Origin of the sequence: Borborobacter xinjiangensis, from assembly GCF_047739745.1 — a bacterium.
Lineage (GTDB): Bacteria > Pseudomonadota > Alphaproteobacteria > Rhizobiales > Rhizobiaceae > Pseudaminobacter.
Window position 1 is genome coordinate 40,444 of sequence record NZ_JBLLVA010000012.1, and the last position, 23,608, is coordinate 64,051.

Below are 23,608 nucleotides of genomic sequence, written 5' to 3' on the forward strand. Positions count from 1 at the left end.
TGCAATCAGGCCGCCTTGCCTAGCGCCTTTTCATTCACCAAACTGTCCGCAAGTCCGGTCAATGCCTCGTCCGTTTTGGATTCTTCGGTTAAAGTTGCGTCAAGCAGTTTTACTGCATCCTTCATCCCGAGCAACTCCGCCCAGCGCTTGAGTGTGCCGTAACGCGTGATTTCGTAGTGCTCGACGGCCTGCGCGGCAGCCAAGAGACCTGCATCGAGCGCCGGCGTTCCCTTATATTCATCGAGGATTTCCTCGCCTTCCTCGATGATTCCGTCGATGGCCGGGCAATTCTTGCCCTGGGCGCGCTTGCCAAGAATTTCGAATACGTCCTGCAGCCGCTCGACCTGCTGCTCGGTCTCGTCGCGATGCTTCTCGAAAGCCGCCTTCAGATCGGCAGCCTGGGCGCCTTTAGCCATTTTGGGCAATGCTTTCAGAATTTTTCGCTCGGCGTAGTAAATGTCTTTCAGGCTATCATGGAACATATCTTGCAGCGTCTTTTCTTTTGCCATGGTCCCGTCCTTGTTGTGAGAGGTTGGTTGTGAGGTTGGCCCCCGAATGAGTGGAATGAATGACCGGCAACTAGGTTCCGTATGGTAGCGATAGACAAAAACTGCCTCACCCCACGAAAGAAGGCCTGTCGCCTCGGCGCACGCCACGGGCCTTCGGGCAAACTGCCATTTCATGATGTCAACCATCATCAGCTCGGCGGCGAGTGTTGACTATGCGTCCAGCCAACGTCTCACACTCGTCGCTCCTCGCTCTAGCTGACCTTAACCACGCTTAGCCGACCATCGCTTTCTACGTGGGCGGATTTGACGTCAGTAATGTCATCCACGCCCTCCAGGCGAAGATGACCCAACAACTCATCCAGCGTGAGCGCTTCTTTCTTCAAGTTGGCAGTGATTACCCGACCGTCCTTGATGATGGGAAGTGGCGGCTGCTCGACCAGGCGCTGGAAAGCGGGAAAGAAATAGGACAGTTTGTTCGTCAGATAGTTGAGGCCTACGAAGACGCCTATTTGAACCGCTCCGTCTGTGAGGGAAGAATAATCTCCGAGCGAATGAGACGCGGCTTCCGTAATGAGAAGAAGGAAAACCAGGTCCATAGGGGCCATCTCGCCTCCGGTCCTCCGCGGCAGCACGCGGAAAAGGAACATGAAACCCAAAAACAGAAGCGCGCCTCTCGCGATAAGTTCCCACAACGAGGTCTCAAGTTCGAACATGTCTGATCAGCCTCCTAACCTGCTCCGGCCATTGGCGCCCTGTCTTAAAAAGCGGTAGATCACCTAGCGTTCCATCCGAATGAAGCGGCGAGCAGACCTCGAAAATTATTTCGCGCCGAGCCGAACTTCTTTGCTGGTCAAAGGTTGGAGACGATTGCAATGAGACTACCCCATGCTGAACAAGCCGTATCGATCCCCTTATGAATCAGTTGCCAAGGCTTGCCCCTTCAATGTGCCATCTGCAGTGAAGCGGGCAGTACTCTTCTTTTTGTGCAAGCACGTAGATGGGAGGGCTATCTCAACCTCGAAGCTTGTAGGCGAAGTCCGAAAGAGTGTGCCGACGTGCACACTGACAGACGACCAGATAGAGGAGTATGCCGTCCGAACGGCTGTTAGGGAGGATTTCACTGTAAAGTTTGATCGAAAGGCAAGCGGTTCCGCGCCATGGGATGCGTTTCTGATGCGGCAGTAGCGGAGGGCCAAAATGTCGCGACCCGCAATCGCAATCGTGGTGCTGGCTGTTCTGCTCGTCGCGGCTTTCTTGCTGTCTCCTCGATTGAGGAACACGAACCCGGATGCTTCCGGCGACTCGCCTGCAGCATCGCTCCAACACCGGTGACGTAGTTGCTCCAACGCGTTTATATCACGCATCAGCCTTCAGAAATATCGGTCTGTCGATCTGTCGGGCTTCTACGCTGCTGAACCTTTCTCTGCCTGATGACAATTTCCGGCTCTTCAGTCCGCAACGACATACTGTAGCGAGAAGGTGCGATCGAATAGACCGTTCACGGGTGGCTTGGGGATGGTTCGCTCCTGAGAAGATGGAGTTCTGGCGTCCAGCCACTTGACTGCACAAAGAGATCAAGGCCGACAGATTGGCCTAGCGGGACCAACTCGCCCTCACTAAACTCGCCGATGCCGAGGTCGGCGGAGCGCGTGCCTGTCCTGCAGTGGACGAGTACAGGACCGCCACCTGCGAAAGGACTTTCTGGAACGCGCGGCGGCCTTCGTTCACCTTGACCTGGAACGATTGGAATGTGCGAGTTAGCTCAGCCCTTCGCCTTTAGCGGTCTGGCGTTTCCAGGACCGCAGGCGTTCCCGGCTGCTACGCCCGAAAACGCCGCCGGAACTCGGTCGGCGTGAGACCAACGATCCGCATGAACACCTTCCGGAAGGCGCTGGGATCGGCGTACCCCACCTCCCAGGCAACCCGGTCGACAGCGAGCGTGCTGAACTGCAACAGTTCCTGAGCCTTGCCGACGCGGAGCCGTTGATAATACTCCGTGGAGGTCAGGCCGGTGGCCTTCTGGAATCTCCTCAGGAAGGTCCGCTCCTCCAGTCCCGCCTGGGCGGCGAGCGTCGGCAGGCCAATGTCTTTCGCCTCGGTGGCCTGCAGCCAGTGCTGCACCTTCAGGACGGCGGCATCGCCATGCGTAAACCGCGGCGAGAAGGTGCTGTAGTAGCGCTGCTCGCGCCCAGGCGGATCGACCAGCAAGTGCCGAGCCGTCTCGACCATGATCGTCGGGCCCAGGAACCTGTCCACCAGCTTCAGCCCCAGGTCCGTCCAAGCCATGACGCCGCCGGCGGTTATGACATCGCCGTCATCGATGATCAGGCGGTCGGTTTCCACATGCCCCAGGTCCGGGAACCGGGCTCGGAGTATCTCGCCATAGGCCCAGTGCGTCGTCACCGTGCGGCCCGCCAGCACGCCGGACTGGGCGAGCACCAGTGCGCCCGCGCAAACCGAGGCAAGCGTAATCCCTTCGCTATGCTTCTCCCTGAGCCAATCCGAATAGAGCGCGGCCGTCTCTCCCGAAACCGGTTCGCCCAAGGCCGGCGGAAGGATGAGAACGCTCGGCGATCCCATGCTGCCGGGATGGGTGTCGAACACTCGAACGGGGGACTCCGCCTCGCAGGACTTTTGCCAGTGGCTGACGCGCAGCAGCCGCGCATCGCCAGCCTTTTGCTTCTGTCCTGCAAGATCTTCGGCAACCGCAAACAGGTCGGTGAGGCCAAGCACTGCCGCTATCTGTGCACCAGGATAGATCACTATGCCGATCTCTGGCACGTCATCAGCTGCCATGTCGATATCGCCTCGCATTATGTCGGTAGCGCCAATTCATATCGGGTCCCCGCTCGCCCATATCCAGAGCAGTCCACCTCCAAGAAAAGGAATGCTTATGAAGAAGCGAGCGATTGTCGTCGTCGACCTCCAGAACGATTATTGGCCCTCCGGAAAGTGGCCCCTGGTGGGAATCGACGAGGCGGCTGCGAATGCAGCCAAGGTGATCGAGAACGCGCGAGCCGTGGGTGACACCGTCATCCACGTCCGCCATGAATTTGCCAGTCCGGAAGCGCCGTTCTTCGCTCCTGGTACCGATGGAGCGCAGATCAATCCCGTCGTCCAGCCGAAAGGCGACGAGGACGTGATCCTGAAGAACTATCCGAATTCCTTCCGAGAGACCGGTCTGAAACAGGTTCTCGACCAGAAGGGCATCGAGGAGGTCGTGGTCATCGGCGCGATGAGCCATATGTGCATCGCCGCGACAGGTCGAGCCGCTTCGGACTTCGGCTACAAGACCGTCGTCGTCCACGACGCCTGCGCCACTCGCGAGGTCGAATTCAACGGCGTAACGGTCCCGGCTGCGGAAGTGCATGCCGCAAACATGTCGGCGCTCGCGTTTGCTTATGCCGACGTAGTCGCAACGGACGAGTACCTGTCTCGCTGATGATCAGCTGAACTCGTCTGGACTTAGGCTCGCAGGGGGCGCTTGCCGTCGAAACGACGCGGCGCCCCTGCCACCGCTCTCTGGGCGATTTGAAGAGCTCGGCAATGTCGATGATCGGCAGCTTCTACGGCCTAGGAAGGGGAAGCCCTCACGCTCGTAAAAGCGGCGGGCATTATCGGCCTTGGTGTGAACACTGACCGCGAACGACGCGACCTCACTCACGACCGCCCTCAACAAGCTGTCTGCCAGACGGTGGCGGCCAGACCCGCGACCTTGGCGGCGTCGGACAACAGCCAGCCGGCCAAGACATATCACCGGAATGAACGGATAGCGCGGCAGCTTGCGCGCGATCTCAAACGGCTAGTCTCCGACATCTACTGCCATTGAGGACAAGGTGTAGAAATCCACGACGGCGGCATCCGGCGAGACCAGCACGAAAGCCGCCGCCATGTTCTTGCGAGCATCCCGGCCGGCCTGGCCTATAATGGCGGTCCAGCGCCTCGACCCCGCTGCCAAATCTCGCCCGTCGTGCTACTGACCGAGAAGTTCACTCTCAGGGTTTCTCCCGGATATATTGCCACGTCTCAGATGCCGATGACCCGACGGTAGCGCGCAACCGCATCGCGCAGGCGCGGTCATTAACTGGCGGCAGGCTGATCAACACCTCGATAAACGCCCGGCTGTCGCGCACGTTCAGGTTTAGACGTTGATGCTCCTCAATAGCGCGCCGCGCCGCTTCCTGCACAAAGGCATCCCAGCGATCACGCTTTGAGGTGGTGGTTGCGCCAAAAGCTGTCGTCAGCAGGCGGGTGACTGATCCGTTCACCGGCTGAGGCTGAACCAGTGGCGCGTAACCTGGCCATCCTGAGCCGGAATGTCAAAGTAGTAGGGCTCATTACGGAGCGGCCGTGCCTTGGAAATGGTCTTCCGACAGCCGTCGCGCTCCCGTTTGCGAACACCACATTGGTCGCGGATCTGGATGCAGAGATTGGGTGCCCTGCGATCGCCATGACGGTAGGTGCTGTATCCGATCGACCACCCCGCCGGGCAGGCAACGTACCGTTCGTAGCCAGGCCTGCCTGTTCCGGCTTCAGGACATGTTGGCCATTTGAACCCCCAATCATTCATGGCCGAGATCAACCGGGACATTGGCGCGTGGCAGGCCGGGACACTGCGCCATGACGGGTTGGACGAGGCTGCACACAACAGGACTTCGCATCCCCATTTGCTGGCCTGAACATTGGCCGGAAACGCGCCCCAGCCGCATGCCAGGACAGAGACGCTGGCGGCCAGCATGGCACGACGCATTCGATATCTCCTTAGGCTGTTATCGATCCGTGGTCTGGGGCCGCTTGCGAGCGTCTTCGAATGGCGGTGAAATTTCGCTCTCGCGTTCAGCAAGCAGGTTGAAATCGGCGAGCGGGCGGCGCGACAATGTCCTATCGACAGCCGCGCGGCGCCATTCCTCCATGTCGAGCACATAATGTGCCCACATTCCGTAGCGAGCGTTCATCGCACCGCGCTGCCAGACGAGATACTGGCGACGGAAAGGGGACGGGCCTACTACACGCGCCCATCCGACCCGCAGCATCTCGATCGCAAGATCACGACCGCCGGCGGTACAGGTGCCTGCAAGCGTTCCAGGTTCGACCAAGGACGAAACCTTGCACTCAACCAGCTTGGCCCCGATGCTGCGCTGCAGCCACGCCTTTGCTAATGCGCCGCAGGCCACAGGCTTCAGTATCGGAGTTTGACCATGCGCTTGCGGATCGAAGGCCCATTGGGGCAATTCGCAGGTGTCGATCCCTGCCAGCCGCACCCTAAGTGCGGGATTTGAAAGCAAGAGTGTGCGGCCGTCGAGAGCCGTGGCGCGGCCTGCAATGGAACTGGCAATGCCGGAGCCGAGTGATCGGAATGAAGATTGGATTGCCGGGTCGGTATCGGTCAGAGCGTCGGCAGCCACTACAGGTATTGCGCCAGCAGCGCTGAACTGCAGCGACAGGACAAGTGCGGCCAGAGACGCCTTCATCGTGCTGATCCTTTCATTTGCGCTGCCTGCCGAGCTAGATAGAAGAATGCTGAAGTCGTGAACTGCCTGACGCGGCATTTGCTCTCTCGGGACTTGAGCGCGTCACCCGGCTTGACTTCGAAGCGCCCTGAGAGTGGGGTCGGAGCCCGCCCGCACGGGAACAACCGTTCTGCCTGCAAGCGGCAGCGGAATTGCACGAGCTCTCACTGGCGCTGCACCCTCGGATCGGCCCACATACCGGAGCCCTGTCGGCCGATCTTTTCCGCCTCGACCAAGTCCGGGCGTGCGGACGAACCATCGGTCTTTTTGGTAATGCGGTGCGCACCGATTGAGACGAGTTGCTCTTCGAGCATGTCGATGGAATCGAGACTGCCGGGAAAGTGATAATAGGCATAGCAGGTCACGTCCTGGACTGGTCTGTTCTGCTCACTGAGAAAGGCCCTGCAGAACACGACCTTCGGTGATTTCAGCAGTACCGACAGCTCCCGACTGGCAAAGTCCACACAGGTCCCGGCATAGTCTTCACGCCGGTTGACCAAGTCGCCCTGGCAAGGCTCTATGCCGAACAGGCGCAGAGAAGTGTCTGCGTCGACACGAAACTCGGTCGCGGACGACACTTTGTAGCCCGAGGCCGAAGCGTAGCCTTTGCGGTCGACAACTTCACCCTGTCCATCATAGTACTCGATGACGAGCACCGACTTGCCTGGCGCAGCGAGCGAACGAACATAGGCCTCATCGATCGGCTCTGCCGGATGCGCCGCCGCAACCATCATAACCGTCGCAAAAAGCGTCGTACCTGCGCGTCCAATCCTCATCTTGTTACCTTTTTGCTTAATTATTCTGTCTGAGCGCTTAAATTCTAGCTTGACAGCCAGCTGAGATTCAACCAGTTTTTCAAGCAAATTGCTTCAACGAGTCTCACGGGAAATGGCCAAAGAACCGTTCGCGACGATAGGGGCACCAGACTGCTGCAGGAGGGCAGCAGTGGCAGTTTTTATGGCAATTGGGTTTCAGTCATCCTGGGCGGCAACGTCCAATGCGGACGAACAGATGTCGATTTCGCTGAGATTTCTGCGAACGCCAGTCGAATCGCAAGCGAATCCAACGCCCAGTATGAACGGTGGCGTCCACCGTCAGAACGAATATGCGGTGACGGCATCCGGCGCAGTCGTTCCGGCGCAATCATTCGCGGTCTCGCCTTTCAATGAAACCAAGTCGCGCCAAATTGATGGGCGCCGTCGAGCAGGAATTGCCAATTTGGAGCAGACGACCCCAAAAGATATAATCAAGCAAATTGATGTTGAGCTCGCAACCGACCCCAAGCCGGCGGCAAAGAGCGACGACTGCGGTCCATCTCCTTTCGCGCCCGAAGACGTCCGTGCCTTTGTGGTGCAGTCCGCTCGACGACATGGCGTTGATGAGGCTCTCGCAGTTGCGGTTGCTACCGTCGAAAGTGACCTCGACAGGAACCGGAATTCACCTGCAGGCGCTCGAGGGCCGATGCAGTTAATGCCTGTCACCTCTGCGCATCTGGGAGTGGCCGATCCGTGCGAGCCCATCGCCAATATCGACGCCGGCGTCCGCCATCTCCGCTCGCTTCTTGAGGAGTTCAGGAACCCGATCCTTGCCGTTGCCGCCTACAATGCGGGTGAGGCGAGCATCTACCGATACGGCGGCATTCCTCCATTTCCGGAAACGGTTAATTACGTCGCCAAGATCCTCAATCACCGGCTTGGTCTTCGAGCACTGCCCCCCGTGAACGTCAAAGCTTCCCCATCATTTTACCGGGCTCTGCGCGTACCCGAAGGCGGCGTGATCGTACCCGATAAGCGTCGGGAATGGGTAGCCGGTGTCATGCATTTCTAAGGACAGATCTCATGGAGAACTCGCTACAGCACCCGTTAAGAATGCCTCCGATGATGAGAAGGCTCGCGACAATCTCAGCCCTTTGCGCCGCCATCCATCTTGTTGGGGCTGATCTTGCGTTCGCGCAGAGTACCGGCCCCTTCGCTCCGCTCGAAACTGCCGTGCAGATGATCGTCGATTTCATCACCGGCCCCTTTGGCAGGCTGCTGGCCATCATTGCCGTCATTGGACTTGGTTTCCTAGCATTTGCGGGTCGGCTGTCGTGGTTCACCGCCGGTGCCGTCGTGCTCGGTATCGGCCTTGTCTTCGGAGCGCCTGCAATCGTCGACCAGATGATCTCGGCGGTTGGGAACTAGAGCGATGCATGAAATTGAAGATGACGAACCTCTTCTCACGCCATTGGTGATCGGCCTGACAAGGCCGCCGATGATGTGGGGAATTCCGCTGGTTGCCTTCTATATCATTGTCGGGATCGCGCTCATGGCCTTTCTGGTGACGGTCAGCTTCTGGTCCGTGGCAATCGCACCGGTCTCCTATCTGGTCCTTTTTGCCTTTTGCAGCCGCGACATCCGCATTCTCGATCTTGCGCAAGTTGCAGGGCGCCGCACGCCGCGCACGCCGAACCGACTTTTCTGGCACACCAACTCGTACTGTCCATGATCATGCTGAACGTCATTTCCAGTGAGCTCGGCTTTGGCTGGGCCCGTCGCCGCGAGCGATCGATGGCAACACATATCCCCTACCTGCGCCATGTCGCCAATACGGTGATTGGCCTGGAAAGCGGAGCGATCCTGTCTGTGATCAAGCTTGACGGGCTGTTTTTCCAGACTGAGGACCAGGCTGAGCTCAATATGCGCGCGAGCGTCCAGAACACGATGATCCGCGCGCTTGGCTCGAGCCGGTATTCGCTGTGGTCGACGGTTGTGCGCAAGCAAGTGAGGCCTTCGATCGGAGGCACATTCCGCAATCCGTTCTGCGATCTTCTCGACAAGCGTTACATGGCCGGCCTGCAAACGAAGCGTATGTTCACCAACGAGCTTTATCTGACGATCGTGCGCACCGGCATGCGTGGTGCTCTGGGCATGGCCGAAGCCGCTTCGCGTCTGTTCGACAAATCATCGGGCCGCGCCGGGCAAGCACAGCGCCTCCAAGAGCGGATCAACGAGCTCGAAGAGAGGGTTGGCAACGTCGTGCGCGATCTTCAGCGCTACGGCGCCAGACCCCTTGGCATAGTGCGCGTCAATGGCGAGCCTTATTCCGAGCCATGCCAGTTCTTCAACACATTGTTGACCTGCGGCGTCTCGCATCCGATGCGTCTGCCACGGATGGGAATCCGCAACTATGTCGGCACCTCCCGGCTGCACTTTGCGAAGCGGCTCATGCAGGTCCAGGGTCCGAGTGAAGCGGACAACCGCTTCGGGGCAATGGTGTCGATCAAAGAATACCCGCCTTTCTCTGGTCCGGGGTTGCTTGACGGGCTATTGCAGATGAACCACGAGTTCATCCTCACACAGTCATTCACGCTAGCCGACAAGCCGGTTGCACAGGAACGCATCTCGCGCCTCCAGCGTCAGATACAGGCCTCCGATGAATCCGGCAGCTCCGTCGAAACGGATATCAATTTCGCGCTGAACAGCCTTCTCAATCAGGAGGCCGTGTTCGGCTATCATCATTTCAGTCTGCTGTGCCTTTCGGGCAACCTGGCCGGCCTCGACAAAGCCGTTGCAGAGCTTGGCTCCTGCCTCACCGATATGAACATCACCTGGCTGCGCGAAGACCTCAACCTGGAAGCTTCGTTCTGGGCGCAGTTGCCGGGCAACCACGCCTACATCGCACGCTCGGCGATGCTGTCGAGCGCCAACTTTTCCGGCTTTTCTTCGATGCACAATTTCGCGACCGGCAAGGCGAATGGTGTTCACTGGGATTTGCCGATCTCGATCCTCGAAACGACGTCTCAGACGCCTTACCATTTCAATTTCCATCAGCGCGACATCGGTCATTTTCTCGTGACCGGCCCCACCGGCTCGGGCAAGACGGTGGCGCTCACCTTTCTGCTTGCCCAGGCATTCCGGGTCAGGCCCGAGCCGAAGGCCGTGTTTTTCGACAAAGACCGTGGCGCCGAGATTTTCATCCGGGCTGTTAGCGGGTCCTATGAGGTTCTGCAACCCGGGCGACCAACGGGCTTCAATCCGCTCCAGCTAGAAAACAATGCCTCCAATCGCGTTTTCCTGCTGCGATTGTTGAAGGCCATGTTACAGCCGGCAGACGGCGGCGGCTTCGACAGACATGAGGAGGACACGCTCGAACGCGCGATTGGTCGGATCTGCCAGGAGCCAGCCGACCAACGCACACTGGCCAATTTTTCAAACTTGCTGATGGGACGGGCACGTCCCGACGCAAACGACCTGCAGTCGCGTCTCAGGCCCTGGTTCGAAGGCGAGAAGGCCTGGCTCTTCAATGCCGCCCGCGATGTCTTGTCATTTTCGGGGCAGCGCATCTTCGGCTTCGACATGACGCACGTCCTGGACAGCGAGGATGTGCGCACGCCGGCGCTGATGTACCTTTATCATCGCTTGGAAGAGTTGTTCACGGGCGATCCGGTCTTGATCTTCATGGACGAGGGCTGGAAACTTCTGCAGGACCCGACGTTTTCGGCGTTCATCGTCGACAAGATGAAGACGATCCGGAAGCTCAACGGGGTCGTGGGGTTCGGAACGCAGTCAGCAGCCGACATTGTCCGCGCGCCGCAATCGCACACGTTGATCGAGCAGTCGGCGACCAATCTTCACTTCCCCAATCCGCGGGCAGACGAGGAAAGCTATAGGCACCGTTTCGGTCTGACGGCCAAGGAGTTTGCCTACATCAGGAATACGCCTCCCGAACAGCGCACCTTTCTGATCCAGCATGGCAACGATTCCGTCATTGCCCGGCTCGATCTGTCGGCAATGCCTGACATCGTGAAGGTCCTGTCAGGCCGCAAGGAGACGGTCGAAGACTGTGCGGCATTGCGTGCCAGGCTTGGCGACGATCCCGCGGCGTGGCTGGCGGAATTCTGCGGATGGGGGCCAGCGGCATGATAAGGCGCCTTCCCATTCTGCTTGCCTTGCTCTCATGGCCGGCTTTCGCCGATATCCCAACAATCGACCGGACTGTGCTTGTTGCAAGCGAAGCGCGTGAGCTCAGAACCGCAGAGATCGGCAGGGTGGATCGCGACCACTACGCAAAAGCCCAGAGCATTACCTGTTCGTTTTTTCGTCCAGGACAAAAAAACGATCCGGTTTCGGCCGCTCGGGCCAATCCCACGATTGTTGGTCTCGTAAGGCGTATTGCGCAGGAAGAGCACGTCGACGAGAACCAATTCCTGGCTCTGGTTTACCAGGAGAGCCGCTTCAACCCATGTGCGGGATCCAGCGCAGGCGCGATCGGGCTGTCGCAGTTGATGCCTGGCACCGCGAGCGACCTGGGTGTCAATCCCTACGATATCGAACAAAACCTGCGCGGTGGCGCCCGCTTCTATCGGCAGCAGTTGTGCCGCTTTGGCGGGAATGTTCCGCTGGCGCTAGCAGCCTACAATTCGGGTCGCGGCAATGTGCAGAAGTATGGCGGCATCCCGCCTTTCCGAGAGACGCAAACCTATGTCGCCAACATCGCCAACCAATGGCTTCCGGCCTTAGGCGGGTCGGACAATTCGGGCATGCCGGTCGCCTATGGTGACGGAACGGCGTTCGAAGCCGCCCGCGACAGCACCTTAAACGCAATGGGACTGACATCAGCGACAAGCGCAGGCTCTGGTGACGTCGCATCATGGTTCGCACAACTCGGTGCGCCGCCGACCGGTACAATCCAGGACAGTTGGGACCATAACAGCGGCGCGCGCAATGCTAATATTGAAATGCTCAATCGGCTGTTGCAGCTCGGCTCCGCTTTTGCCGATCTCGCCAACATTCGCAACGCGATAACCGTGAGTGACATGTCGGGCGCGCACCGCTCAAACCGCTACGATGGGCCCGGCCTCGACGACAAGCGCGCCGTCGCGAGGTTGTGCGACAGCTGGCAGGGGCTCGCCGAGGACGAAGAAGCCAAGGCTTGCACCCGGAAGCTCGATCTTGGAGCTGGACTACAGCTCATACCGGATTGATGGAGACGATCATGAAGCGAGCGTTAGCGATATTGGCGGCAACCGCAGTAATGACCTTGCCCGCTGCTGCGGACATCCCGGTCATCGATAAGACCAACTATACCGTTGCTCGCAAGACAGCGGACACCACGGCGAAAATCCTCGATACCAACAAGGACATTCTGCAAACCGTCGAAAAAACGCTGGAAGCCGTGACAGGCGCCCGCGGCAGCGAGGCCGGTTCGCTCCAGGATCTGGCGATCGGCAAGGGCTTTAGCGTCTCTTCCGTGCCGTCCTTCGACAGCCTACTGAAGAGCGGTATTCCCGATTTCGGGATGATGGATCCGCAACTCGCTGGGAAAGCCGCATTGTTCATCAACGGGCTGCAACTCGTCAAATCGCTCTCGGGCAAACAGGACAGCTCGCTGGCGAGCGACAGATCCTACGAAGAACTGATGAAGACGGTGCTCGGCGTATCCGCTTTGATAACGGGATCCCGGCAGGCTGTCGAAAGACGACACTCTGCTTTGGAAAGTGCAGGCCAGCAAATCGGAAAGGCAAAGGACATAAAGGGCTCGATCGACCAGAACACGCAATTGCAAGTTCAAACGGGCCTGACGCTTAATGAAATGATCGGCGTGCTCAATGCCGGAGTGCGGTCACTCCACGCGGAAAACCAGCGCCGGCTCACGGACATCTCGAACACGCGCAAGGCACTGCAATACGAATGATCCACCTGCGCTGCTCATACGCCGCTATCCTTGCCCTGGCCTTGCCGATCAGCGGCTGCGGAACGCCGAAGGAAAAGACGGCGCCCTGCAAACGACCCGCCAATTTGTTGAGCTTCGCTCCCATGAGCTTGCGTGAATGCGGTCCGGCTTTGCCGATGAATGCCGACCCGGCTGCCGTGTTGGCGGCGATCAATGCCCTTCAATCACAAGCGCGGTTGGGCTGGGCCGATGAATGACTTCATAGGTGAGTTGCTCGAGCGGATTGATGCTTCGGGTGAGCATTTTTCGCAGCGAGCCTTTGAGACGCTCAGTCAAGACATCGAGCCGTTGTTGCGCCTTCTCTTCATCCTTGCCGTTCTTTTCTATGGCCTCCATCTGATTATGGGTTCGTCCCGCATCAGCGTAGCGGAGATCATCGGTCGGCTGGCGCGCGTTTTCGCGATCATGGTCCTCGTTACTTCGTGGGGGAACTTCGATGCGCTTGTCTATGAGTGGCTGACCAGGGTTCCCGAGGCCGCCGGCCGGGCAATCCTGGCCGCGTCGGGAACCGGTGTTATGGAGCCGACAAGCGGGCTGTCGCAGATCTGGAAGACGGCGAACGTCGCTGCGGCCGCCTTTTCCGAGCAGGCAGGTTATCTGTCAGTACTGCCCGCGCTAATCGGCATGGTCATTATGCTTTTTGCCGGCTTGTTCGTGGCGGTCGCGCTCGGAATCCTAGTGCTAGCGAAAGTGATCCTTTGGGTTCTGCTGGGAACGGCGCCGATCTTCATTTCGTGCATGTTCTTCAACGTGACGCGAACTTACGCGATGGGCTGGTTCAACCAGTCACTGCTTTACGCGCTCATCCCGCTGTTCGTCTATGTGATCGCTGCATTTCTCATCGCTGCGATGGAGCCGGAACTGACCAAAATCGATCAGATTTCCGGTAGCCGTGAACTGAAGCTGAGCGATCTCGCAGCCTTCATCATGCTTTGTATCGCCGGCAGTTTTGTCCTGCTTCAAGTCCAGTCGCTCGCACAAGGAATAGCCGGTGGGCTGGCCGTGCCACTGGGGGCACGCTCGCGACACTTCGCAGCGACAGGTCTTCATTGGAGCCGCGCAACTATTGGGCAATCGGCCTCGAAATCTCAGGCAGCCGTCCAGCGTGTCCAGTCTCGGCTGCGTTCATCTGCCGGCGTCGCGATACAGCACTCGATCCGTCTTAATGGAACTCCACGGCGCCCCTGAAGATCACCAACGAAACCAGCGACAAAACAAGCAGGCAATGCATGCCAAAGAGCCCTGAGCAGTCACTGCATTCTTATTTCCAGCAGGGAGATATCTGGGAACTGGAGATCGTCAAACGTGCCAAACGGTCAGCCTACGTGGCATGGTCAGTAGCACTCATCTTCGCTGGACTTGCTGCGCTTGAATTACTGGCGGTCGTCCTGTTGCTGCCACTGAAGAGCTTCGAGCCCTACGTGGTTACAGTCGACCGGACCACCGGGTATATCGAGATCCAGTCCGGCTTGACCCGTCCCTCGAAGGTGACGGAGCAGGAGGCCGTCACCCAGGCCAATGTGGTGCGTTATATTCGCAATCGCGAAGGCTACGACCCCAACGCAATTCAAGAGTATTTCGGAATTGCCGCTCTCTTGTCGACGGGCGAGGCAGCGCGTGACCTGCAGGCTCTGTTCAGTTCGGTTAATCCGAAGAACCCCGCCAAGCTCTTCGGCCGCCTGAAACGGGTACTCGTCGAGGTGAAGTCCGTGACTTTCCCGAACACGAGCACAGCCATCGTTCGCTTCTCGAGCGTTGAGAAGAGCGAAACGGATTCGGTCGTGCGGCATTGGATCTCGGTCGTCCGGTTCCGCTATACGGATACGCCGATGCGCAACGAGTGGCGCTTCGAAAATCCCCTTGGTTTTCAGGTCTACTCCTATCGCCGTGACCAGGAGACTGTCGCGCCGGAGCAGGCGGAATGAAGATCTCGTTTTTGGCGGCGCTTGCAATGATTGCGGCCGCGTTTCCGGCACCGGCAGCCCAAACCCCGCAGGCCAGCGCTCTCGATCAGCGCATCACAAGCGTCACCTACCAGGAAAACAATGTCGTGCAGGTTTCCGCCACTTACGGCATCTCGACCATGGTCGTCTTTGACGAAGACGAGAAATTCGAAACGATCTCGTTAGGCGATACCGAAAGCTGGCAGGTCGTGCCGGCGGACAAAGGCAACATCCTCTTCATCAAGCCGATGGCCAGGAATGTCACGACCAACATGAACGTCGTAACGACAAAACGCATCTATTATCTTGAACTGCGCGATTTTGCGCCAGAGGACGAGCGCCAGGTCTTCGGTATTCGTTTCATTTATCCGGAAAAGAACCTTAATGCGGTCATGCGCAGGCAAGCTGAACACCGTGCTGCCTGGCCGAACATATCCGGGATGGATAAGGCCAACGTTAATATCGATTACTCATTTTCGGGCGATGCGCGGCTGAAACCTCTGATGGTTTTCGACGACGGCAAAAAGACCTTCTTCAAGTTCGGCACGCGCGTACCTTCTATTTTTGCCGTGCATGCGGGCTTCTCTGAGACGCTTGTCAACTTCCGCAGGGAAGGGGACTTCATCGTGGTCGACGGCAGCGCACCCCAGTTCACGCTGCGTGACGGCGGCCAATGGGTCTGTATTTTCAACCTGCGGCGGCCAACCCCTGGTGAGCCTCATGCCGATACCCTCGCGCCTGTCGTGGATCCGGGAGCAACAAAGCGGCACTGGAGCGGCAATTGATGCAGCGCGCTCGGGAGCTCGAAGTGCTGGAGCACAATGATCTTCCTCACGTTGCCGATCGCTCAGCGCGCCGCAATCAAGTGCTGGGTGGCGGAGTGCTCGTCCTATTCGGCGTCATTGCTGCATATCTCGTGATCACAGGTCCTCAACAACCGGTGCATGATATGCTGGATGGCGAGGAGGAGTTCGCGACGACCGTCTTCCGCCCACCGGTATTTGCAGGGCAGGGCGGGCCAGATCCCGCACCGGCCTCTCCTGAAGTGATTGAGTTGCCGCCACCGCCACCTGACCAGGAAAGGGAGAACTTCGACACTACGGAGTTTGACGTTCCACCACCTCCGGCCCCATCAGCCGCACCGCCGTCTCCCGAGGTGACCGAGCCGCCCGAGGCGGCGTTTCCGGGACGCTACCGCTCAGCCATGATCGTGTTCGACGACAAGGCGACAGAAGACAGTAAGCAGGGCTTTCCAGGCGAGGAACCGGCCGGTCAGTCTGAAGTCGGAGACGATCGTGCAAGCAAGTTTCTCGCCGCCGCTGCGAACAATGGCGATCGTTTTGCGCAGGCAGTACAACTCGCGCGCATCGACGCGCTCGTTCCGGAAGGGACGCTCATTCCGGGTATTCTCGAAACCGCAATCAACAGTGATCTGCCAGGACAGGTTCGTGCCATCGTTTCGCAAGACGTGTATTCATTCGACGGCCGCCGCATTCTGATCCCGAGCGGCACGCGGCTCATCGGCGAATACCAGTCGGAGATCGTCCAAGGGCAGACCCGAATCTTCGTGGTCTGGACGCGGTTGCTGAGGGACGATGGCGTTACGGTCAGGCTGGACTCCATAGGCTCGGACAGTCTTGGACGTGCAGGCTTGACCGGCAGCGTCGACAAGAAGTTCCGGGAGCGATTTGGGGCAGCGATCCTGCTTTCGATCGTCGGTGGCGGTACGAGCTATCTGGCTGGCGACGGCAGCAGGGCGGCAACACCGGGCAATGACGACGAGCGTCAGGGGGAGATTGCGCGCGCCACGATCTCACAGACCTTCTCGGACATGGCTAATCAGGCGCTTGGCGAAAGCCTCAAGATCCGGCCGACCATCAGTGTGAGCCAGGGCGAGCGTTTGTTCGTCTTCGTTCGTCAGGACCTCGACTTCTCCGGTCTGTACACTGATCCGGTAACCGAAGCACTTGGGGAAATCCGTCGTGAACACGGTCTCGACTGATCTCGCTTGCGGCGATCGATATTACTTTCTGAATCGCGCGTTGTCGCCACTGAAGCCATTTCTTGAAGATCCCAAAGTGGTGGAAATCTCGGTCAACTGCCCCGGTAAAGTTTATGTCGAACGCCTGGGCGTCGAGCATATGGAGTTTTATGAGCTGCCTGAGCTCACAAGCACAGAAATTGTCAACGTCGGCGAACGTGTCGCGGCCGCAAGCGACCAGTTCGTCAGTGCGGCCACCCCGCTATTGAGCGCGACCCTTCCCTGCGGTGAGCGCATCCAGATCGTTCTTCCTCCAGCCGCCCCCCAAGGCGGTGCGATTTCGATCCGCAAGCAGGTGATCAGCAACTTCTCACTGGAAGACTACCGGGACCATGGCGCTTTGGAGGGCGTTTGCGTGGCGCTTGGCAGTGTGAGCGAAACAGATCGCCTGTTGATCCATCATCTTCGCACGCAAAATATATACGGCTTTATCCGCTCAGCTATCGAAAGCCGGGTGTCGATCCTGATCAGCGGCGGAACATCGACCGGAAAGACAACGTTTCTCAACGCATGCCTGAAAGTTGTTGGCCCACGAGAACGAATCATCACCCTGGAGGATACCAGGGAGTTGTACCCGTCACAGCGAAACGTCGTACATCTGGTCGCCTCGCGCAGTGAACAGGGCACTGCAAACCTAAGCTTTGAATCCCTGCTTGAGGCCTCGCTGCGGATGCGGCCGGATCGTCTCCTTGTCGGAGAGGTAAGGGGGTCTGAAGCCTTTGCTTTCCTGCGTGCCATCAATACGGGTCATCCGGGCTCCATGTCGACGATACATGCCGACACACCGCTGGGCGCTTATGAGCAGCTAGCAATGATGGTGATGCAGTCAGGTCTGTCATCGGCCTACCCAAAAGCGGACCTTATTTCATACATTCAGAGCGTGATCCCGATCGTCATCCAGCTAAGGCGGGATGGTGGTCGCCGCAGCGTTTCCGAAATCTTCTTCGCACGCCACCGAAGGAGGAAACCATGACAGGACCGCTGCGCGTCTGCTACCTGATTTTCACCTTCGCGATCGGCTGTGTAGTCTGGATATTAGCTTACGGACTTGTGTTGCAGGTATTATATAGAGACGATCGTATTTTGCGTGCGACCATTGCCACAAATCCCTTCGCGCCGTTTCAACAACTGATTACCTATTCCGACAGTTCAGCACTGTGGGCAGTTGCGTCGATCGCGGCAATACCGGCTGTCGTCGGCGCCAGCATCATCGCCTGTGCAGGCCTTCGCTCGCAATCGAACCCGCTCGGAGATGCGCGCTTTCAGAACGCCGTGTCGCTGCGGCGCGGGAAATGGTTCCGGAGAAAAGGGCATATTCTGGGGCGCTTCAAGCATCGGATCCTGCGCGTCAATGATGATCGGCATCATCTTATTATTGGACCAACTCGCTCGGGAAAAGGCGTCGGCTATGTCATACCGAACGCCTTGACCCATGAAGGATCCATGATCGTCACGGATCTCAAGGGGGAGATTTTTCGCAGCACCGCTGGTTATCGCAGGTCTAGGGGCAACCAGGTCTTCCTCTTTGCGCCGGGTTCGGCTCGGACACATCGCTACAACCCGCTCGACTTCATCAGGCCTGATCGCGGTGATCGCACCACCGACATCCAGAACATCGCCGGCCTCCTGATCCCGGAGAATATGGGATCAGAAAACGCTATCTGGCAGGCGACTGCCCAGCAGGTAATGGCCGGTGCGATCAGCTACGTCAAAGAAAGCATCCTTTATAAAGGGCGAAGGAATCTCGCCCAAGTGACCTCATTCTTCAACAGCGGGATAGATCTTCAGACTCTAATGGCCACCATCAAGGAGAAGGAACCGTATCTGTCTCGTTTCACGCTCGAAAGCTTCAATTCCTACATTGCACTCTCCGAACGTACGGCAGCTTCGGCGCTTCTTGATGTTCAAAAGGCTCTGCGACCGTTTCGAAACGAAAGGATAGCAGCGGCGACCAGTATCACCGACATGGATTTGCGCGCCATGCGGCATCGGCCAATCTCGATCTATCTTGCGCCGAGTATCACCGACATATCGCTGCTGAAGCCTTTGCTTACGCTCTTTGTGCAGCAGGCGCTTGACACTTTCTTGCTCGAACACTCTGCTCGCTCTGTTCCTGTGTATTTCCTTCTCGATGAATTCCGTCAGCTCCAGAAGATGAGTGAAATAACCACCAAGTTGCCTTACGTGGCCGGCTACAAAATCAAGATGGCATTTATCATCCAGGATCTGAAGGCGCTCGACGAGATTTACGGCGAAACGTCACGCCACTCACTTATGGGGAATTGTGCGTATCAGCTCGTCTTCGGCGCCAATGACCAAGTTACAGCCGAGAACGTCTCGCATGGCCTTGGCAAACGCACTGTTCGCTATTCGACGGAATCACGAACTATTGAGCTAATGGGCCTCCATCGCCGGACAACGGTTGAGCAGTTGCGGGAACGGGATCTAATGATGCCGCAAGAAATTCGCCGAATGCCAGCTGACAAGATGATCATCCTGCCAGAAGGGCAGGAGCCGATCCTCGCGGACAAGTTTCGATTTTTGCCGCGGCCCAGTTTGCCGAACCGGAAGCTTTTTCGCGGAGGAATGTTCCGGTCATCCCTGCGCTTGAACTTCTGCAACCCGGTCCAATCTCGGCGGTTACGCCCGAGTACGTAAGTACCAACTCGAACCAACATGCGAGAACGCCCGCATTCACCTCGGGCCGTCGGTCCCGCTCCGATATGCCGAACGGCATTGCAAGTAGCGAAAAGCGCCCGAATCCTGAGCATAGGATGGACTCAATTCCCAAACAGGGGAGACGAAGCTGCTGTGAAAACTTGAAGCAGCCTGCAGTTGGGGTTTTGGCCAGGTTGGATCGAAAATCGGCTTTGTCCTACGAAACGACGCAAACGGCAGCAGCAATTGAAGCGAAGTTCGTATCGGCCAAGCGGAGACTAGAGCAGTTGGTTCGCCAGAAATCGATGATGTTGTCGCAACACCATTCGACCAACTGGTCAGAGATCTTGAGTGCGACCATTCCTGATGATCTCGATTAGGCCGAATGCCTTACACCCATACCGATCGCCGAGCTCATCTTGGCAGCAACTGGTCGAAGTCTCCAGCGTTCCGACCAAGCGGGTGTCCACTTGTCTGGTGGCTCCCACGGGCCCAGCCAGCGGCGTCTTCTCCATTGCCCGGGCTTGGCTCGAGAACCCCGAAATCACCCGACTTTGTCCCTGGCACTAGTGGCAGCTTGCCCTCCGCCGCCAACCCACGGCGAAGCAGCTCTCGAACCGCAGCGGCGCGGCTTGGCATCCGTTGCTCGAAGCGCCAATTTTCTAGTGCCTGCAATTCGTCGGAGGTCAGCATGATCTGCAATCGTTCTTGCCGTTCTAAATCCGCCACTGCCGCCTCCTGGTGCAGATGAGTAAATACAGTTTTTTACTAATAATTACGTTCTTCCCCATCTGCGCACAAGAGCGTCATTTGGCACTTAGGGGCGCATGGCTCAACAAGATCATAATGGCCGGAGTGAGCCACGTACTAACTATCTGTTTTTATTTATTAAAAACGAGTTTCCCGTTGCTTATTGAGGTGTAAGGGCGCATCATGAGTTGAGGCGTCGAAAGGAGCCAAAAATGAAAAGGCTCGATCTCACGGAGTTGCGAAGCGACATCGCAATACTCGTTGAACAGGCTATAGTATCGGATCGCATCGTGAACGTACCAGTGATTGCCGAAAGAATCAGGCAGCAGCACGAGCATCTTAACATTGCACTAGAAGACATCGAAGCTTTGGTGCTTCAAAGCGCTCAAATGTGCACGTTTCCGATTGAATTCGACGGGACAGCGCGGGACGAATACGACGAACAGCCATAAGAGCCCTCCCGGCTTCAAGAAGCACTCGCGTGAGCTTGGTCACCGCGGCACTTGTGGCAAACGACAGGGGAACCTGCGCATGCACCCTGTCGGCCAGTACATTAGTCTGTTCCTCGGTTGAGTTGATGGATAGACAAGCAGCGTAGGCGTGCCGCCACGTTTGTCTGGCCATATGCCGACTGGATCAGGGCGCATGGACGATGTCCAGCCGGTGCAGGTGCTCAGCCATCGACGAAGGCAAGCGGCGGAGCAATCGCAACGGATTTCAACCAGCGATGTTCGAGCTGAACGAGCTACCCTGCTGTCTAAACGTGTGATCTTAACGCTCGTAGTCGTCCCTTTCGTGCCGTTTCTCTATTTCGCGCTCCAGCTCCTCCAGGTGTGGGCCGTGCTGCTCCGTAGGACCGCACGGCGCGCGCTCGAGCTCGCCAGAACGAGTCGTCCGCTCGGTGATATCTTGTGCTCCCGATGCAATCGTCTCATCAACTCGATCGACTTCCTCCCGCACGGCCCCTACTTCGAGCACCGCGTCCTTGCCGCGCTCGACCACCTGCTCGCCATAACGGGCAAGCCAGCGGGCCCATGCCTCGTTGTCGATTTCCGCCCGCCCTTCGGCTGGCACTCGCGCCGCGCGCTCCCTGAGCTCGAGATATTCCCGCCGGATCTCCACGACATCACGCGCGGCCGCGGCGATCTCGTCATAGTCCTTTGGCTCCGACGGGCCGATGTTCGCCTCGAGGCTGGCGAGCACCGCCTCGACACGCTTCTCATAAGTCGCGAATTCGGAGTGCGTCATCTGTTGTACCACGGACGCCTCGATTTCGCCGAGGGTGTTCAGCATTACCATACTGCTTGGCGCATGGGCTGCCGGAAGCCGATTTGTCGGAATCTTCTCAAGGTTACGTACCGCAATATTGATGCGTTCTAGCTGCTGCTCCGCGTATCTTGCGAGCTCCTTGTCATCGACGTTCCTGGCAAGATCGCGCCATGTCTCCATGGCTGCAGCAATATAGAACCGGCTGCGCTCGGTTGTGGTCGACGTCTCGGTGTTCTCGCGCTTGGCATCGTAGCGGACTTGCGCGGCTTCGCTGGTGCCTTCATGCTCGGTCCGTCCAGCGTAGCTGACCGGGCGGACTTGGTAGCGCGTATAAGCGGGCGGATTTGCCTGATCCCGCCGGTCGGTCAGTTCCATGTCGATGCCATGGTCACGTGCCTTCTCCGCCATAACCGCCCGCCACTCGCGAAACACTTGCGGGCTGGTGACGATGCGCTCCCCGAACTCTGCGCGCATCGTGATAATGGCATGGGCATGGATGTGCGGCCGCTTGCCGCCTTGTGCCACCTCCTTCGGATCGTATGAAGGGTCGTGAACAGCGAAGACATAGCCGTGGCCGGCGAACTGCTCGCCCAAGAAATCTCTGACAGCATTCTGGAAACCGGAGAGGTCGGTGCCGGAACGTGCCGAGACTATCAGATGCATGACGTCCCTGCCCTTGCGGCTGTGCAACTCGTGTCGCCAGTCTCTCTGGACAAGTTCGCCTGCATCTTCCCGCGTACTGATCACGCGGCCGGCTTCGTCGCGAACCTCCCCGTCAAATCGCTCCACGAGGTCACGCACGCGCGCCGTCGCGAAGCGCACGCCATTGGCATAGCCATGGAATCGGAAACGTGCCGTTATACCTTGTCCGAATTCGCTGTCCTCGAACCTTTGCTGGACAATTTCAGCCGCTTCGCGGTCTCCTGTCAGCCGCTCGCCAGAACGGTCGCGCAACACGACGACGCCACGCACAGCAAGTTCGTCGCCCTCCCGCTCATCGACAGCGAAGACGAAGCGGCGATCGCCGAGTCCCATCCGCAGGATCTGACCAACAACCGCATCACGGTTTCGACCCTCGACTGACATAGAACCGACCGTGACGACAAAGACCGCCACGTCCCGGCTGTCGGCACGCTTGTCGAAGAGATGCTCCCACCCCGCTCGTTGTTCGGCGAGCGCGCCTGCACCGAGCACGCGCTCGCCACGCTCGTTCTCGACAGCAAGCTGTCCTTCGCGGGCAACGTAGCTTATCATGGCGTCGACGCGCCCTGCACCGCCATAGGAGGCGAGCTTGACGACCGCCGGCTGGCTGCCGCGCGCTAGCGCCTTGAAACGGGTTTGCATCGCACGACTCGCCAGCCAGTCCGGTCGCCCGGTGGGGCGCCTGCCACCGCCAAAAGCCGCATCGGGCAGAAGCGCCGCTCCACCCGTTTTCCGCCCGTCCCAGACGACCTTAGGAATTTGGCCCGCCCGAAGGTCGCGCAGCAGTGCGGCGCGGCGGCGCTCCCATTCCCATTCGAACGCTCCGGGCAAGAACTCCATCAGCCAACCTTAGGACGGCGGGCGGCGGCGGCGTTCTTCGTCATCAGAGCCAGTTCGGACACGACAGTCGTCGCTATAGCCCGAGCGTCATCAATCGCTGCGGCAAGATAGGAGCAATCAACCGACCGACCCGCGTTGAGCGCGCGGACGACCTGGTTGAGGTTGTTGCCAACGGAACGCATGTCCTGCCCCAGCAGCTGTATAATTGCTTTATCGGCCGGGCACAGGAAGGGCTTTTCGCCCGCGCCTTCCAATGCAAGCGCGCGGACGAAAGCGGAAACAGAGAGGCTGGCGCGGTCCGCAGCCGCCTTGACAGCCGCGAACTCGGCCTCGGAAAGGCGGACGTGAGCGATCTTTTCGCGTCTGAAGCGCTTTCTGGAAACCAACCCGTTCGACGCTGGCATCGACCACCTTCCTAGTGCATGCGGCCGCAGGCCGCTGATCGAGGGCTTGTCCCGCGATCGTCAGGAAAAATGTATCACATTTTTCCGTATCCTGCCAACCAATATGCTTATAAATTGGTCTGCTTCGACGGTATGCCTCATTTCTTCCAACCAGTATGATTGAAAACATTTTGAACACAGGCGCATTTGCTCATCCGTACAGCGCTGGCCAAAGCAGGAACTCAATTCCTTGGAATGACAGCGCTGTTCGCCTATAAGAGCTGACTGA

26 protein-coding genes and 1 pseudogene are annotated in these 23,608 nt (G+C 58.4%); 17 read left to right on the plus strand and 10 right to left on the minus strand.

The features are described from left to right. Positions 1 to 5: 5 nt before the first annotated feature. The 3 genes from ACLKMW_RS14235 to ACLKMW_RS14245 all read right to left on the minus strand — a co-directional run bounded on the left by ACLKMW_RS14235 (position 6) and on the right by ACLKMW_RS14245 (position 3,305). Positions 6 to 509, minus strand: coding sequence for a YciE/YciF ferroxidase family protein (locus ACLKMW_RS14235; protein WP_415725118.1), 504 nt, complete (start codon positions 507 to 509; stop codon positions 6 to 8). A gap of 251 nt (positions 510 to 760) precedes the next feature. Next, entirely contained in the window at positions 761 to 1,222 is a 462-nt protein-coding gene (locus ACLKMW_RS14240; protein WP_415725119.1) for a DUF421 domain-containing protein, read from the minus strand. Positions 1,223 to 2,327: 1,105 nt separating this feature from the next. Next, positions 2,328 to 3,305: a GlxA family transcriptional regulator gene (locus ACLKMW_RS14245; RefSeq protein ID WP_415725120.1), complete on the minus strand. Its 978-nt coding sequence runs from the start codon at positions 3,303 to 3,305 to the stop codon at positions 2,328 to 2,330. A gap of 97 nt (positions 3,306 to 3,402) precedes the next feature. On the opposite strand from ACLKMW_RS14245, the gene ACLKMW_RS14250 reads away from it, so the two are divergent. After that, positions 3,403 to 3,951: a cysteine hydrolase family protein gene (locus ACLKMW_RS14250; RefSeq protein ID WP_415725121.1), complete on the plus strand. Its 549-nt coding sequence runs from the start codon at positions 3,403 to 3,405 to the stop codon at positions 3,949 to 3,951. Between the two features lie 553 nt (positions 3,952 to 4,504). Here the strand turns inward: ACLKMW_RS14250 and ACLKMW_RS14255 are convergent. From ACLKMW_RS14255 to ACLKMW_RS14270, 4 genes are all read right to left on the minus strand, one after another. Continuing rightward, positions 4,505 to 4,777, minus strand: coding sequence for a type II toxin -antitoxin system TacA 1-like antitoxin (locus tag ACLKMW_RS14255; protein ID WP_415725122.1), 273 nt, complete (start codon positions 4,775 to 4,777; stop codon positions 4,505 to 4,507). Further along, positions 4,774 to 5,259 (minus strand): hypothetical protein, encoded by a 486-nt coding sequence (locus ACLKMW_RS14260; RefSeq protein WP_415725123.1) that lies wholly within the window; start codon positions 5,257 to 5,259, stop codon positions 4,774 to 4,776. Before ACLKMW_RS14260 ends, ACLKMW_RS14255 begins: the two co-directional genes overlap by 4 nt. Before the next feature lie 19 nt (positions 5,260 to 5,278). Then, positions 5,279 to 5,980, minus strand: coding sequence for a thermonuclease family protein (locus ACLKMW_RS14265; protein WP_415725124.1), 702 nt, complete (start codon positions 5,978 to 5,980; stop codon positions 5,279 to 5,281). A 203-nt stretch (positions 5,981 to 6,183) separates the two neighbouring features. Further along, the gene (locus ACLKMW_RS14270; protein ID WP_415725225.1) at positions 6,184 to 6,753 is read right to left on the minus strand and encodes a hypothetical protein; all 570 of its coding nucleotides are present in this window, start codon (positions 6,751 to 6,753) and stop codon (positions 6,184 to 6,186) included. Positions 6,754 to 6,964: 211 nt separating this feature from the next. Between ACLKMW_RS14270 and ACLKMW_RS14275 the strand changes: the two genes are divergently transcribed. The 13 genes and pseudogenes from ACLKMW_RS14275 (at position 6,965) to ACLKMW_RS14335 (ending at position 19,755) form a co-directional block, all read left to right on the plus strand. Further along, positions 6,965 to 7,846, plus strand: a complete 882-nt coding sequence (locus ACLKMW_RS14275; RefSeq protein WP_415725125.1) for a lytic transglycosylase domain-containing protein — start codon at positions 6,965 to 6,967, stop codon at positions 7,844 to 7,846. A 41-nt stretch (positions 7,847 to 7,887) separates the two neighbouring features. Beyond that, positions 7,888 to 8,202 (plus strand): TrbC/VirB2 family type IV secretion system protein, encoded by a 315-nt coding sequence (locus tag ACLKMW_RS14280; protein ID WP_415725226.1) that lies wholly within the window; start codon positions 7,888 to 7,890, stop codon positions 8,200 to 8,202. Between the two features lie 4 nt (positions 8,203 to 8,206). Further along, entirely contained in the window at positions 8,207 to 8,506 is a 300-nt protein-coding gene (locus ACLKMW_RS14285; RefSeq protein WP_415725126.1) for a VirB3 family type IV secretion system protein, read from the plus strand. Positions 8,507 to 8,508: 2 nt separating this feature from the next. After that, positions 8,509 to 10,923 carry a VirB4 family type IV secretion/conjugal transfer ATPase gene (locus tag ACLKMW_RS14290; protein ID WP_415725227.1) on the plus strand — a complete coding sequence of 805 codons (2,415 nt, stop codon included), beginning with the start codon at positions 8,509 to 8,511 and terminating at the stop codon, positions 10,921 to 10,923. Then, a complete protein-coding gene (locus ACLKMW_RS14295; RefSeq protein WP_415725127.1) occupies positions 10,920 to 11,984 on the plus strand; it encodes a transglycosylase SLT domain-containing protein in 1,065 nt (354 codons plus the stop codon). The genes ACLKMW_RS14290 and ACLKMW_RS14295 overlap by 4 nt, the downstream gene beginning before the upstream one ends. A gap of 11 nt (positions 11,985 to 11,995) precedes the next feature. Continuing rightward, a complete protein-coding gene (locus ACLKMW_RS14300; RefSeq protein WP_415725228.1) occupies positions 11,996 to 12,694 on the plus strand; it encodes a type IV secretion system protein in 699 nt (232 codons plus the stop codon). Further along, positions 12,691 to 12,930: a hypothetical protein gene (locus tag ACLKMW_RS14305; protein ID WP_415725128.1), complete on the plus strand. Its 240-nt coding sequence runs from the start codon at positions 12,691 to 12,693 to the stop codon at positions 12,928 to 12,930. The genes ACLKMW_RS14300 and ACLKMW_RS14305 overlap by 4 nt, the downstream gene beginning before the upstream one ends. Next, the gene (locus tag ACLKMW_RS14310) at positions 12,923 to 13,921 is read left to right on the plus strand and encodes a TrbL/VirB6 family protein (protein WP_415725129.1); all 999 of its coding nucleotides are present in this window, start codon (positions 12,923 to 12,925) and stop codon (positions 13,919 to 13,921) included. The genes ACLKMW_RS14305 and ACLKMW_RS14310 overlap by 8 nt, the downstream gene beginning before the upstream one ends. A gap of 41 nt (positions 13,922 to 13,962) precedes the next feature. Next, on the plus strand, positions 13,963 to 14,658 hold the full coding sequence (locus ACLKMW_RS14315; RefSeq protein WP_415725130.1) for a VirB8 family type IV secretion system protein: 696 nt from the start codon (positions 13,963 to 13,965) through the stop codon (positions 14,656 to 14,658). Further along, the gene (virB9, locus tag ACLKMW_RS14320; RefSeq protein ID WP_415725131.1) at positions 14,655 to 15,461 is read left to right on the plus strand and encodes a P-type conjugative transfer protein VirB9; all 807 of its coding nucleotides are present in this window, start codon (positions 14,655 to 14,657) and stop codon (positions 15,459 to 15,461) included. The genes ACLKMW_RS14315 and virB9 overlap by 4 nt, the downstream gene beginning before the upstream one ends. Continuing rightward, on the plus strand, positions 15,461 to 16,678 hold the full coding sequence (virB10, locus tag ACLKMW_RS14325) for a type IV secretion system protein VirB10 (RefSeq protein WP_415725229.1): 1,218 nt from the start codon (positions 15,461 to 15,463) through the stop codon (positions 16,676 to 16,678). The genes virB9 and virB10 overlap by 1 nt, the downstream gene beginning before the upstream one ends. Then, positions 16,659 to 17,690 carry a P-type DNA transfer ATPase VirB11 gene (gene virB11, locus ACLKMW_RS14330; protein WP_415725132.1) on the plus strand — a complete coding sequence of 344 codons (1,032 nt, stop codon included), beginning with the start codon at positions 16,659 to 16,661 and terminating at the stop codon, positions 17,688 to 17,690. Before virB10 ends, virB11 begins: the two co-directional genes overlap by 20 nt. Further along, positions 17,687 to 19,755: pseudogene (locus ACLKMW_RS14335) on the plus strand (type IV secretory system conjugative DNA transfer family protein). The gene virB11 and the pseudogene ACLKMW_RS14335 overlap by 4 nt, the downstream one beginning before the upstream one ends. Positions 19,756 to 19,789: 34 nt before the next feature. On the opposite strand, the gene ACLKMW_RS14340 reads toward ACLKMW_RS14335, so the two are convergent. Further along, positions 19,790 to 20,104, minus strand: coding sequence for a hypothetical protein (locus ACLKMW_RS14340; RefSeq protein ID WP_415725133.1), 315 nt, complete (start codon positions 20,102 to 20,104; stop codon positions 19,790 to 19,792). A 233-nt stretch (positions 20,105 to 20,337) separates the two neighbouring features. On the opposite strand from ACLKMW_RS14340, the gene ACLKMW_RS14345 reads away from it, so the two are divergent. Then, complete coding sequence (locus ACLKMW_RS14345; RefSeq protein WP_415725134.1) at positions 20,338 to 20,577, plus strand: hypothetical protein; 240 nt, start codon at positions 20,338 to 20,340, stop codon at positions 20,575 to 20,577. Between the two features lie 319 nt (positions 20,578 to 20,896). Here the strand turns inward: ACLKMW_RS14345 and ACLKMW_RS14350 are convergent, their stop codons facing one another. Further along, positions 20,897 to 21,988 carry a hypothetical protein gene (locus ACLKMW_RS14350; protein ID WP_415725135.1) on the minus strand — a complete coding sequence of 364 codons (1,092 nt, stop codon included), beginning with the start codon at positions 21,986 to 21,988 and terminating at the stop codon, positions 20,897 to 20,899. Between ACLKMW_RS14350 and ACLKMW_RS14355 the strand changes: the two genes are divergently transcribed. Both ACLKMW_RS14355 and ACLKMW_RS14360 read left to right on the plus strand, forming a co-directional pair. After that, a complete protein-coding gene (locus ACLKMW_RS14355) occupies positions 21,965 to 22,477 on the plus strand; it encodes a hypothetical protein (RefSeq protein ID WP_415725136.1) in 513 nt (170 codons plus the stop codon). The two genes, ACLKMW_RS14350 and ACLKMW_RS14355, sit on opposite strands and share 24 nt — an antisense overlap. A gap of 63 nt (positions 22,478 to 22,540) precedes the next feature. After that, positions 22,541 to 22,717, plus strand: coding sequence for a hypothetical protein (locus ACLKMW_RS14360; RefSeq protein ID WP_415725137.1), 177 nt, complete (start codon positions 22,541 to 22,543; stop codon positions 22,715 to 22,717). 218 nt (positions 22,718 to 22,935) lie between these two features. Here the strand turns inward: ACLKMW_RS14360 and ACLKMW_RS14365 are convergent, their stop codons facing one another. Continuing rightward, the gene (locus ACLKMW_RS14365) at positions 22,936 to 23,340 is read right to left on the minus strand and encodes a plasmid mobilization protein (RefSeq protein WP_415725138.1); all 405 of its coding nucleotides are present in this window, start codon (positions 23,338 to 23,340) and stop codon (positions 22,936 to 22,938) included. Between the last annotated feature and the right edge of the window lie 268 nt (positions 23,341 to 23,608).

What these genes read in the sequence shown, in the direction of transcription:
- ACLKMW_RS14285 (WP_415725126.1), top strand. Translation starts at nt 8,207, where the DNA reads ATGCATGAAATTGAAGATGACGAACCTCTTCTCACGCCATTGGTGATC.
- ACLKMW_RS14290 (WP_415725227.1), top strand. Translation starts at nt 8,509, where the DNA reads ATGCTGAACGTCATTTCCAGTGAGCTCGGCTTTGGCTGGGCCCGTCGC.
- ACLKMW_RS14245 (WP_415725120.1), bottom strand. Translation starts at nt 3,305, where the DNA reads ATGGCAGCTGATGACGTGCCAGAGATCGGCATAGTGATCTATCCTGGT.
- ACLKMW_RS14365 (WP_415725138.1), bottom strand. Translation starts at nt 23,340, where the DNA reads ATGCCAGCGTCGAACGGGTTGGTTTCCAGAAAGCGCTTCAGACGCGAA.
- ACLKMW_RS14345 (WP_415725134.1), top strand. Translation starts at nt 20,338, where the DNA reads ATGAAAAGGCTCGATCTCACGGAGTTGCGAAGCGACATCGCAATACTC.
- ACLKMW_RS14315 (WP_415725130.1), top strand. Translation starts at nt 13,963, where the DNA reads ATGCCAAAGAGCCCTGAGCAGTCACTGCATTCTTATTTCCAGCAGGGA.
- ACLKMW_RS14280 (WP_415725226.1), top strand. Translation starts at nt 7,888, where the DNA reads ATGCCTCCGATGATGAGAAGGCTCGCGACAATCTCAGCCCTTTGCGCC.
- ACLKMW_RS14240 (WP_415725119.1), bottom strand. Translation starts at nt 1,222, where the DNA reads ATGTTCGAACTTGAGACCTCGTTGTGGGAACTTATCGCGAGAGGCGCG.
- ACLKMW_RS14295 (WP_415725127.1), top strand. Translation starts at nt 10,920, where the DNA reads ATGATAAGGCGCCTTCCCATTCTGCTTGCCTTGCTCTCATGGCCGGCT.
- virB9 (WP_415725131.1), top strand. Translation starts at nt 14,655, where the DNA reads ATGAAGATCTCGTTTTTGGCGGCGCTTGCAATGATTGCGGCCGCGTTT.
- ACLKMW_RS14250 (WP_415725121.1), top strand. Translation starts at nt 3,403, where the DNA reads ATGAAGAAGCGAGCGATTGTCGTCGTCGACCTCCAGAACGATTATTGG.
- ACLKMW_RS14360 (WP_415725137.1), top strand. Translation starts at nt 22,541, where the DNA reads ATGCTCCCACCCCGCTCGTTGTTCGGCGAGCGCGCCTGCACCGAGCAC.
- ACLKMW_RS14270 (WP_415725225.1), bottom strand. Translation starts at nt 6,753, where the DNA reads ATGATGGTTGCGGCGGCGCATCCGGCAGAGCCGATCGATGAGGCCTAT.
- virB10 (WP_415725229.1), top strand. Translation starts at nt 15,461, where the DNA reads ATGCAGCGCGCTCGGGAGCTCGAAGTGCTGGAGCACAATGATCTTCCT.
- ACLKMW_RS14260 (WP_415725123.1), bottom strand. Translation starts at nt 5,259, where the DNA reads ATGCGTCGTGCCATGCTGGCCGCCAGCGTCTCTGTCCTGGCATGCGGC.
- ACLKMW_RS14265 (WP_415725124.1), bottom strand. Translation starts at nt 5,980, where the DNA reads ATGAAGGCGTCTCTGGCCGCACTTGTCCTGTCGCTGCAGTTCAGCGCT.
- ACLKMW_RS14300 (WP_415725228.1), top strand. Translation starts at nt 11,996, where the DNA reads ATGAAGCGAGCGTTAGCGATATTGGCGGCAACCGCAGTAATGACCTTG.
- ACLKMW_RS14305 (WP_415725128.1), top strand. Translation starts at nt 12,691, where the DNA reads ATGATCCACCTGCGCTGCTCATACGCCGCTATCCTTGCCCTGGCCTTG.
- ACLKMW_RS14235 (WP_415725118.1), bottom strand. Translation starts at nt 509, where the DNA reads ATGGCAAAAGAAAAGACGCTGCAAGATATGTTCCATGATAGCCTGAAA.
- ACLKMW_RS14310 (WP_415725129.1), top strand. Translation starts at nt 12,923, where the DNA reads ATGAATGACTTCATAGGTGAGTTGCTCGAGCGGATTGATGCTTCGGGT.